The organism is Pleomorphovibrio marinus, assembly GCF_003347495.1.
GTDB classification, from domain to species: Bacteria; Bacteroidota; Bacteroidia; order Cytophagales; family Cyclobacteriaceae; genus Pleomorphovibrio; species Pleomorphovibrio marinus.
Genome location: NZ_QCXY01000001.1, coordinates 637,364 through 648,676 on the forward strand (window position 1 = coordinate 637,364; position 11,313 = coordinate 648,676).

The following is an 11,313-nucleotide window of genomic DNA, read 5'->3' on the forward strand; positions in this document are numbered from 1 at the left end:
TTCTGGTATGATTCGGGAACTCATTTAGGTACCATTCCTCATTGATCCTTTTTTTTTATAAGCTAGGGTTTAACAAAACAGCCTAGAGGGAATTCCTTGTTATAAGTTCACCCAATAGTAGTCTTTTACAGGACTTAAATTGAAAATAATATCGGGACGCTATTAGGAACCATTTATGGGTAGAAAAAGCATAAAATCTAGGGCAACGCACTGCCTTTAGGTACGGAATATGCTTGACGGTACCAGTGCAATCGGCAATTTGTAATGCCTAATCAAGCGGTGTAATCCAGCTTTTTTGGACAAATTCTGTTAAATTCAGCACTTACACCTTTTCTGACACTTAACTGATATGGATTGTATCCTGAATTGAACCTCAACTAAATGGACTTATGCAAACGAATACTGGTATGGAAACCTGGCTTAGTGATTCGGTTCCGGAGATCCCGATCCTGCTGCAACCAGTGGCCCCAGCACTGACCCAATCGACAAAGGAGGGGACTGCTTATTTGGAAATTTTAAAAAGACACCGGAAGAAAACCTTAAACCACCAGGGACGGTCGGATAAAAAAAAACTGCTCCACTGTTTTGGGCCTCTTCTTTCATGCCACCGAACATTATCAAAGACATGTTGGGCAGTTATTGGTAACGTTGAGTGTGGTGAAAGCGGAAAATTAAAAGGATTAGAATGAACAAATATAAAATCAGGCTTAAACAGCGTCTTAAGTTTTTTTTGGAACGGCAGTTTATAAAAGGTGCCCATTATCAACTGTTGTTTGTTGCAGCACTTATCGGTCTGATATCGCTTATAGGTGGCGTTTTAGTCTTACCCTCAGGGGAGCCTACCAAATCTTTAAATGAAGCCATCTGGTGGGCATTTTTAAGGTTGTCTGATCCAGGTTACCTAGGGGATGATGAAGGGGTTTGGAGGCGTTTTGTCTCTACCATTCTAACGGTCCTGGGCTATGTAGTATTTTTGGGCTCCTTGGTGGCAATCATCACCGCCTGGCTAAACCGGAAAATAAGGATCCTTGAACAAGGTTTGACGCCGGTTACGGCAAATAACCATGTAATCATCCTGGGCTGGACCAATAAGACCATCCATACCGCAGGGGAGATTTTCAGTTCTGTGGGCCGTTTACGAAGGCTCCTGAAGTTCTATGGCGCTAAAAGACTCAATATCATTATCCTGTCTGAAGATGTGACCCCTAGGCACATGCAGGAATTACGGGATGCCCCCCTGATAGGGAAAAGAGCAGATGAAATCATCCTGCGTTCAGGCATACCCATAGACCGTGAGGACTTGAGAAGGGTGGACAGCTTGAACGCTGCCGTTATAATTATTCCGAGTTCCTCAAGCTTTGAAAATGAATTCATTACCCCCGATGTGCAAACCATCAAAACCCTACTTTCACTCAATGCAGAAGTCCTCAACGCTTCAAAAAAACAGCGTTTTCCCTATATTGTCGCTGAGATCCAGGATGAGAATAAGGTCAAAGCAGCATATCGCGCATACTCCGGCCCCTTGGAAGTAATTGGAAGTAACACCATCATAAGCCGCTTACTTGCCCAGAATATCCGACATCAAGGGTTATCCGCTGTATATAATGTGTTTTTATCCCGCAGTGTCAGCCATAATATTTTTTCTCGTGAGTTTCCCGAAGCTGAGGGCAAAACATTCCATCAATTAAAGACCGCTTTTCCCAAGGCCATTTTATTGGGAGTGGTGCGGATGGAGAAAAATGAGCGGAGGCCCTTATTGAATGTTCCTCAGGATTTCTTGTTGGAACCCGGGGATCATCTCGTCTTGCTTGCCAGAAATTCCAATGATATTCAATTTGAAGGCATCGACCACCGAAAAAATACGCCGGTAATCAATCTCAAACCCCAATTAAAGGTGGAGGAGCAGGAAGGGATCATTAAAATCCTAATTCTAGGATGGAACCATCACATACCAGCCTTGATCAGGGAGCTTTGCAGCTACGAAGAAGAGCAATACCACATCACTATAGTGGCCATGTACCCGAAAGTGGAAAGACAAAGAGAGTTGGAAAGGTTGGAGAACCTCACGGATAGGGTGAAATGGGAACTTGTGGAATCGGATTATGTTCGGGAATCGGAATTGAAAAAAATTAATCCCTCGGCATTTGACAATATTTTACTCGTCAGCAGTGACTTTATAATGGAGAAGGAAGAAGCCGATGCGAGGACAATCGTAGGCTATGTGTTATTGGAGGAAATGCTCGAAAATGCCCGAAATAAGCCCCATATCTTACTGGAACTTGCAGACCCCAATAATGAATCCCTTCTAAGAAAATACAACAGTGAGGTGATTATAAGCCCCTTGGTGCTTAGTAATTTGCTGGCAGGAATCGCCTTGCAAAGAGAAGTCAATAGCATTTACAAGGAGCTATTTACTGCCGGGGGAGCAGAAATAATTTTCAGGGATCCAGAGGAATATGAGATTTCACCTGGGGCTATATCTTTTCATGAACTCGAAAACCAAGCGGCGGAATTTGGGGAAACAGCCCTAGGTATATTTAAGGTCAACGGAGATCCCAGAAAGGATGAGGACCTTATTTTAAATCCCGGCCGATTTAAAAACCTTGAAATAAAACAGGGCGTTCGCTTGGTGGTGCTTACGACGGTATATTAAACTTTAAATTTGGTCCCATGCTTAACTATTTGAATGTTTTCTTCCTGTTCTTTTTAGTGCTATTATGCGGGTGTGGTACATTTAAGACTACATCGAGGACAGCATTAACGGATGATTTTTATACCATTAAGAACAAAAAAAGAAATGAAAGGGTCTATGTGAAAAAAGATGAGGAAGTCATCATGATTTTTCCCACCAAACCAAATGAAAATAAAAAGGCAGACACCAGCAATTTGGTAGGGGTTTATAAGGAAATTTCCCTAAGGGGTCACAAGGATATTGTATTGCTGAGAAGGAACAGCTTTGATATTGATTTTTTGACCATTCCCTTAAAATTCCGTCCTATGACAAGTGGCGTGCCGGCCCAACTGAATACAGAGATAAATGCTTCCGCCTATTTTGGGCTCAGAACTGACCGCTTTACCATTGAATATGAACAAAATCCTTCGGGTATACAAGAGAGGGTGGTCAAGCATTTCGGTTTTTCTTTTGGGGGGTTGACGGGCATAGGAAGTACGCTGGTCAGCCCTACCACAACAAATGATCAAACGGAGCAGGAATATGACGGCATTGTATGGACCAAAGGGGTTGCCGGAATATTCGCCCTGAACTCGGTTACTATTGGCATATCTCTAGGCTTTGACAATTTGCTGGATCAAAACAGGAGCATTTGGATTTATGAATCTAAACCATGGATCGGGTTCACCTTGGGGTTAAATTTAAATTAAGAGACCTTGGCTATGAGTTCGGGGAAATCCCCTTTTGAATTTATGGCTGAACGTCAAAACAATTAGTTTTCCTGATCAAATTGAATTGGCAAGGGTTGTTTGAGGGTATGAATTCGAAACAACGCTCCTTTTCCCTAAGCCAAAAAAAACCTATTGTAAAGGTTTGAAATTATAATAAAAAGCGACCATTTCCTTTTTTTCACTTATCCAGGCATTTGTTTTTTCAAACAATCTACTTCAGATAAATTGTGGAGAATGTATAGCCTTGGTTTTTTATTTTGAATACCATGGTTAATTTTGGAATGATCATAGAAAAATAGGCTTCCTTTGGCCATGTAGTTTTCCAATTAATGTCACGCATCGTTAAGTTTGTAGCCATGCCAGAACCGATTCCAGGGAAATGAAGCTGTATAAATACTACCTCTCAGTATTTTGGGGTAAGGTTCAAGCAAGATCATAGTAAGGTGTCTGAAACTATTGTAATCATCGGAGTTGTCCAAGCTCTTTTCGGAATGGTGATTTTTATGACCAAACGTCCGACGCATAGGAGTTTTTCTTTTTTAGCTGTATGGTTTGCTGTCATTGCTATTTTTTTAGGCTCATTTCTACTACCTTTTGAGGTTGTGGATTACTTTAAGCCAGGTATTTTCCCCTTATTGTTTTTGTTCGGGCCGTTACTTTATTTTTATGTAAGTTCATTGACACTTGAAAACTTCAAGGTTACCTACCGACAGCTTTTTCACCTCCTGCCTTTTTTGGCTATATCTATCCACCGGTCTACCATCAATGTGGTTCCCATAGTGAGCCCGGCTGAAAATCCACAATATGTATATAATAAGGTCTATTATTTTATCTTAATTCTTACACTCCTTTTTTACTGGGTGTGGAGCCTTGATTTGATTTTAAAACACCGGAAATTGATTCCATTACATTTTTCAAATTACACAAGGAACAACTCCCTTTCCTGGCTTATTTTAGTCCTGACACTTTTTATGGTGCTCTTTATGGTTGATTTTTTACTTTATTTTATAAAAATTGTTTGGGATATCGATTTTAGGGGAATTTCCCTGCTCCCTTTAAACCTCACGGCATTTGTTTTTATCATGATATTTTTCGGAATAAACCAATCGGTTATTGATCTACCAACCACCGTTAAGGAGAAAGATAACGATGCCGAAAAAAAACCAACCCGATCAGCCATTCAGGCCGACGAAGTGAATGCATTGAATGAAATCATAGTGAGTTACCTAAAAAATAAAAAGCCCTACCTCAATCCTGAGTATAGTCTTCAAATGATGGCTGTTGACCTTGCCATTTCAAAACATAAGCTGTCAAGAGTGATCAATACAGGCCAAAACAAAAATTTTTATAAGCTGGTTAACGAATATAGAATTCAGGAAGTGAAAAAGAAGCTTGTAGATCCTGCTTTTAACCATTTTTCGGTATTAGGGATTGCTTATGAATGCGGTTTTAATTCAAAGACAGCTTTTAACCGAATATTCAAAGAAGAAACGGGACTCACCCCAAGTGAGTATAAAGGTACCATTTGAGGTATTAAGGGGTGCCAACTTATCAAATGGGACTTCTAAGCGAAAGGTTTCCTGTAAGTTTGGGTAATGCAAGTGGTCAAGCTTAAATAAAGGTACCAAATACACCATGTAAGTTGAGCCAATCCAATTAACCAGATATTCTTAAACTAAAGTATGAAACTGTTACTCTCCTTAATTCAAAAGCAAACTAAAACTACTTCCTTTAAAACGGCTATGCTGAAGGCACCGGTTGGCATCATTCTGCTTTTAATGATAACGTTGGCATGCAATGAAAAAAACCGGCATGAACAGCCAGAGTTGGGCATCAGAAATGTTGAAATTATAGATGTGGATGGTCTACAATTTAAAGACCTGAATAAAAATGGCCGGCTCGACAATTATGAAGACTGGCGCCTATCTTCCGAAGAAAGAAGTCAGGACCTGCTTTCCAAAATGTCTCTTGAAGAAAAAGCAGGCTTTATGATGATAAATTCACTCAGTATGCTAGGCAGCAAAAAAGCCCAAGCATCCGATGGACAATTTACCCCCAGTGACCTGGATGAAGGTCAAGTAGCCGAGGATACCACTGCCCAAGCGAACAGACCAAACTTTATTGGAGGGATGAATGCCGCAACAAGTACCAACCAACGGGTAAAGGAATTTCACAACCGGCATTTTATCCTCAGGGCTAACGAAAGTGCCAGGGTAGTGGCCGAGTGGAACAACAAACTTCAAGAGCTTTGTGAAAGCGAAAACCTTGGTATTCCGGCCATCATTACATCCAATCCGCGAAATCACATCACCTCCAATGCGTCGGAGGGTACTGCACTTGACGCTACTGTTTTTACTGCTTGGCCAGGGGAGCTAGGGTTGTCTGCTACACGAGATCTTACTTTAATAAGAGAATTTGCAGATTACTCCCGTCAGGAATGGCGTGCAGCAGGCATCAGAAAAGGATATATGTATATGGCCGATTTGGCAACAGAGCCAAGATGGTCAAGGGTAAACGGCACCTTTGGGGAGGATCCTGAATGGGTGGCGGAAATAATAAAGGAGGTAGTTCTTGGTTTCCAGGGTGATAAGTTGGGACCGGAATCCATAGCCCTTACGATGAAACATTTTCCTGGAGGAGGGTCTGGTAAAGGAGGCCAGGATTCCCATTTTGATTGGGGAAAGGAACAGGTTTTTCCCGGCGGAAGGTTTAATGATAACTTATTGCCTTTCCGTGCGGCTATTGATGCCGGTGCTTCTGCCATCATGCCCTATTATTCCATGCCGGTAGGTACAGAATATGAAGAGGTGGGTTATGCTTTTAATAAAGATGTACTTACCGATTTGTTGAGAGGGCAACTGGGTTTTAAGGGGATAATCAATACCGATACAGGGCCACTTACACGTATGGTATGGGGCGTGGAAGACCTTACCTTGCACGAAAGGTATAAAAAGGCGCTTGAGGCTGGATCAAATATTATTTCCGGGGTTTCTGATCCTTCAGACCTTATTGAGGTTGTCAAAAACGGTATGGTGGATATGGACCTAATTGACCATTCAGTGCTGCTTTTGTTAAAAGAAAAATTTGATCTGGGATTATTTGAAAACCCCTATGTGGATGCAGATGCGGCAGATCGAACTGTAGGCAGCGATGGCTTCAAGGAAAAAGCGGACCTGGCGCTGAGAAAGTCGATTGTTTTGCTATGCAATGAAAACAGTTCCCTTCCCATACAACCCAAAACAAAAATCTATTTCAAAACTTTTAAAGCTCCGGGCAGAGGGGATCAGGAAGGAGAACAAAAAGTATTGATGGAGAACGATGCCAACTACGACCTGGAGTTTGTGGCCTCCCCTTCTGAAGCCGATATCGCGGTTCAGTGGATAATCCCCAGCCAATCCCTATTCAATTCAAATGGGGCCCCTATATCCATTTCGTTGTCAAAAACTGCCATAGATGTGGGGCAAGTTAATGAAGTCGCAACTGATCTACCTACGATCCTCGTTATTGACTATTCAAACCCATGGGTCATCGATGAAATTTATAATGAGGAAAACAAGGGGAATATTCAAGGTGTTCTCGCCACTTTTGGAACTACCCCCGAAGCCTTGCTGGATGTACTAACAGGGAAATTCAACCCTCAAGGAAAGATGCCATTTTCGACGCCCGTTTCCGACCAGGCAGTGGAAAATAATTTGGAAGACGTACCGGGTTACCTGGAAGAAGATGGATATGCCTTATTCAATTATAAGGAAGGGTTAAGCTATTAAAACTCGAATTATCCTCTCATACTTCAATTTCAGGGACATAAAATCAAAAATGTAACTAATCACCATTTAGAATTCTCTTGATGTTCTTTTTATAAATTGGGTGAAAGGTCATCCCGTTGTGTCCCTGGCCGGGAAGGGGGATAAATTTCTTTACCCTTTCCAGGCTTTCTTTTAATTTGAGGGAGGAGTCGAAGGGAATCACTGTATCTGCTTCCCCGTGAAAAATGATGATGGGCACATCAGCCTCCTGTAGCCAGGACTTATTGTCCATGTCATACCGAAGGAGGAATCCCGGGAAAATGGGGAAATACCTGCGCCTTAAATCCTGAAGACTTATAAACGGGGCCTGCAGGATAAGTAACTCCACAGGATTGTTGGCGGCAAGATAACTAGCTGGTCCCGTGCCAATGGAGTAACCCAGAATGACTATACGCTCGTAGTTGTTTGTAAGGTGATCCAGACATAATTGCATGTCCCTGAAAAGCTGCTTCTCATTGCGGATGCGGCCGTCACTTTTGCCATACCCTCTGTAATCCGGCATCAACACATCGTACCCCAAATCATTATAGGTGGCCGCTGCCTGGCCCCAGGACCTCAAGGATCCGGCATTCCCATGTAAATACATTATTACCCCCTTTTTCTCTTGTTTCGTTTTGAAGAGTATGGCATGTAGTTGCCCTTTATCAATAGGAAGGTAGATCTCTTCAAATTTTCCATCAAAGGAGAACAAATAATTGTGGGGTAATTTCTCAGGGAAAAAGATCAGCTTTTCCTGAATGAAAAATAGGATTAAACAAACTAGCATGTAAAGGGGCACCAGGTAAAGCAGGAATTCAAGTAGGCCGTTTTTCATGTGTTTATATTTGTCTTTTCAAGGTCATATAGCCTGCCCCGAACTTGTTACGGGGGAATCTCGCAACGCCCCGGATAGCTATCGGGGCATCCCCCCGAGTGTCGCTTGCGTCATGCCCTGACTGCCATCAGGACAGGCTCGATTTCATGTGTTTATATTTTTTTTTAAATGGTCATCCCGATGGCTATCGGGAGGAATCTCGCAACGCCCCGGATAGCTACGGGGCATCCCCCCGTGTGTCGCTTGCGTCATGCCCTGACTGCCGTCAGGACAGGCTCGATTTCATAATTTTTTAAGGAAAGCCAGTAGGTCCGCCATTTCTTGTTTAGAAAACTCATCCCCCAAGGGTGGCATCAGTGAGCTGTTCAGGGCTTTGATACCCTCAATCTCCTGCCTCATAATTTCCTGCTCCAAGCCTGGGGATACCCTTAAGCTTATGGCTGTTGAAGTTTCGGCCAATATCATGCCCTGTAACTTTCTGCCATCGATTAGGCTAAGCTCCCATAGATCAAAGCCCGGTGCTATGGATAAATCAGGCACAACTATATTAGCCATTAAGTCCTTTGGCAACCAGTGATGAACAGTTCCCAAGTCTGGCCCAAAACTCAGCCCTAGGCCACCATTTACTTGATGGCAGGACGCACAATGAGTCATATACAGGTTTTTACCGGATTGGCTATCCCCCTTTAGGGCTAAGGCACCTTCAAATTCTTCCAGTTGCTCATGGGGGTTTTCCATGGTCAGAATCTCTCTTGCCCTCTTCCGTAGCTGCTCATCCGTGCTGTTCATCAACTGTACTTTCCTTTTCCATGCGATCAGTTCAGGTGCGATTTGTCGGTTTTCTAAGGCGTTAATCAGAATTTCCATGGAAGCGTTGTTTTCTAAAAACAAGCCAATAGCCACTTCCCTTGTTTCCTGGGTTAGGTTTTCCCATTGTCCCAGTAAAAATTCAGGTACCTGAGTCCCGCTACTTTTTCCCAATGCCTGTAAGGCGGCAATCTGTAGGGGAAGGGGGGTTCTGCTATCCACCAGTACCTTAATGGCATCTACATGAGGATCCATATTTCCTAGGGCCAATAACCTTAAAGCCATCACCCGTTCTCTTTCCGGAAGGGAAGGGTCAAGTGCACGGTCCAGGTAATCTTGGGTATAGGTTGCCGGGAATTCCTTTAGAGGTATTTGCTCCAGTAAATGTACCATCGCCAATTGGATTGCAGGCTGTTGGATCTCAAAAAATGACCCAAAGAGTTCCTCAAAATGACCGGAAAAGTACTGTCCCAAGGCTTCGTTTCTCCTTAAGCCACCCGCTACTCCAATAATGAGATCCCTTTTCCACGCGGGGCTTTTTTGGGGATTCACCCGTACCATAGCCAGCCATCTTTCCCGATTTTCGGGCGCTTCCCTGGCCACCATCATGGCCACAAGTTTTTGTGTAAACCGGCCCAGGGCATCCTCTTCCCTCTTAAATCTCTCCAAGACCCTTTCAAGCGTTTCATAAGTAGGAGATGCGGACGCGGAAAGGGCTGCGGCCTGCACCCAATCATCTTCCAGATCCATAAACAAGATATGGTCCCTGGCCTGAGCAGCTCGATTTATTTCCCATTCCCCAAGCGTACACAAAAGCTGAAAGCGAACCCTGGGATGGGGATCATCCTTCATAAGAAGTAATTTATCCACGATCTTGGGAAAACCATCTGCATACTTTTCAGCGAGCAATAGGGCATTTTCACGTATTTCCGGCAGAGGATCATCCAAAGCAGCTTCTAAGATTTCCTCCTGGATTAACCCCAGGCCATCCAGCGTCCAAAGCGCATGCAGTCTTCCATAGGCACTTTGGGAATTATTGGCCATTTCAATAAGCTGAGCAGCAATTTCTTCATGTTGGCCAGACACCAGAAGTCGCTGCGCATGTTGCCGCCACCAATGGTTGGGGCTGGTAAGGTGTTGCACCCACTGTGCTGGGGTCTGCTGTCCCAAGTCTAACCCCTTTACCCATTCGGGGTCAACGGTCCCTTTGGGTACGATGCGATAAATCCTGCCCTTATCCACCCCGTCATATAAGCCACCCGCCTCAATGGCCTCATCGGCCATCCATTCGGGATGTTCTATGATGCGCCTGTAGTAGTCCAAAACGTACAAGGCTCCATCGGGGCCAACATACATATTCACCGGTCTGCTCCAGGAGTCCTTGGAGGCCAAAAATTCCCTTTCCGGGTTGTGTCTGCTGGCCTTATAGCTGGCGCCATCCTCCTTTAGCAAGTCCACATGCACTAGATTGGCCGCGGATTCAGTAACGAAAACCGCCAGGGAGTCAAATGGAGCAGGGAAAATCCCCCCTAGGTAAGCGGTAATCCCACTGGAGGAAGTGGTAAGTCCTGGGGTGGTGAAAAGCTGTCTGTCCGGCGTGGTGGTTCGTTGAAATATGGCGGTTTCATTACCATGGTCAGAAATAGAAGCCGAGGCCTGGGTCAACAAAAAATCCGGGTTTCTTTTTACATAATTCGCCTTCATTACCTCCTGGTAGATATGATTTTGGTTGTGGGTGAGCAGGTACCTGCCCCAAGCATCAAAAGTATGCCCAAATTGTGTCCTGCCGGCATTCATTTCCATTGCCACAGGATCAAGTTGAAACCTCACCGAAAGGCCATTGGCGTTTTTGGGGAGTGTTGGGCTACCTTCTATACCATGAAACCGAATTTCATCCCCTCTATCCCCGAATTCTTCCTCGTATTTACGTGTGCCAATATGCCCCATATGCGCCAGGTAGATCCAGTTATCTAGACCATAAACCGGGTTGTTCACATTTACGTGTGGGTTGGAAAGGGAAAACCCTGTCAATAGCGTGTCCCTGACATCGGCAATGCCATCCCCATTACTGTCTTCCAGATAGAGGACATTAGGCGCATCGGTCACGATCACCCCATTTTTCCATCGCATGATGCCATTTGGAAACATTAGGTTGTCTGCAAACAAGGTGCTGTTGTCAAACTCCCCGTCTCCATTGGTATCGTGTATGATTTTTATCCTTCCAGTAGCCGATTTGTCCAAAGGGTAGCCAGGCATCTCTACCACATATAGCCGCCCAAACTCATCAATCTCCATATCCACCGGATCCATGATGAGGGGTTCGCTAACCAAGAGCTGTATTTCAAATCCAGGTTCCAATTCGAAACTTTCCAATGCCTCTTCCGGACTCAAGGGATTCATTCTTTCTCGATCCTCTTTTCCTTCCGAACAGGCGAAAAGCAGAAAACAGAAGATAGCGGGGTATAGGAAAGCCATTTTCAATGA

General features: G+C 44.0%; 6 protein-coding genes. 4 read left to right on the forward strand and 2 right to left on the reverse strand.

Annotation, left to right across the window (positions count from 1 at the left end):
• The first annotated feature begins 685 nt into the window (after positions 1–685).
• The 4 genes from DB520_RS02770 (at position 686) to DB520_RS02785 (ending at position 7,169) form a co-directional block, all read left to right on the forward strand.
• Positions 686–2,653 carry a CASTOR/POLLUX-related putative ion channel gene (locus DB520_RS02770; RefSeq protein ID WP_114748113.1) on the forward strand — a complete coding sequence of 656 codons (1,968 nt, stop codon included), beginning with the start codon at positions 686–688 and terminating at the stop codon, positions 2,651–2,653.
• A 17-nt stretch (positions 2,654–2,670) separates the two neighbouring features.
• Complete coding sequence (locus DB520_RS02775; RefSeq protein WP_114748114.1) at positions 2,671–3,381, forward strand: hypothetical protein; 711 nt, start codon at positions 2,671–2,673, stop codon at positions 3,379–3,381.
• A 464-nt stretch (positions 3,382–3,845) separates the two neighbouring features.
• Positions 3,846–4,931, forward strand: a complete 1,086-nt coding sequence (locus tag DB520_RS02780) for a helix-turn-helix domain-containing protein (protein WP_114748115.1) — start codon at positions 3,846–3,848, stop codon at positions 4,929–4,931.
• Positions 4,932–5,084: 153 nt separating this feature from the next.
• Positions 5,085–7,169 (forward strand): glycoside hydrolase family 3 protein, encoded by a 2,085-nt coding sequence (locus DB520_RS02785; protein ID WP_232834806.1) that lies wholly within the window; start codon positions 5,085–5,087, stop codon positions 7,167–7,169.
• Positions 7,170–7,224: 55 nt separating this feature from the next.
• On the opposite strand, the gene DB520_RS02790 is transcribed toward DB520_RS02785, so the two are convergent.
• Complete coding sequence (locus DB520_RS02790) at positions 7,225–8,022, reverse strand: alpha/beta hydrolase (RefSeq protein WP_114748116.1); 798 nt, start codon at positions 8,020–8,022, stop codon at positions 7,225–7,227.
• A gap of 282 nt (positions 8,023–8,304) precedes the next feature.
• Positions 8,305–11,304 carry a PVC-type heme-binding CxxCH protein gene (locus tag DB520_RS02795; RefSeq protein WP_198675221.1) on the reverse strand — a complete coding sequence of 1,000 codons (3,000 nt, stop codon included), beginning with the start codon at positions 11,302–11,304 and terminating at the stop codon, positions 8,305–8,307.
• Positions 11,305–11,313: the final 9 nt, after the last annotated feature.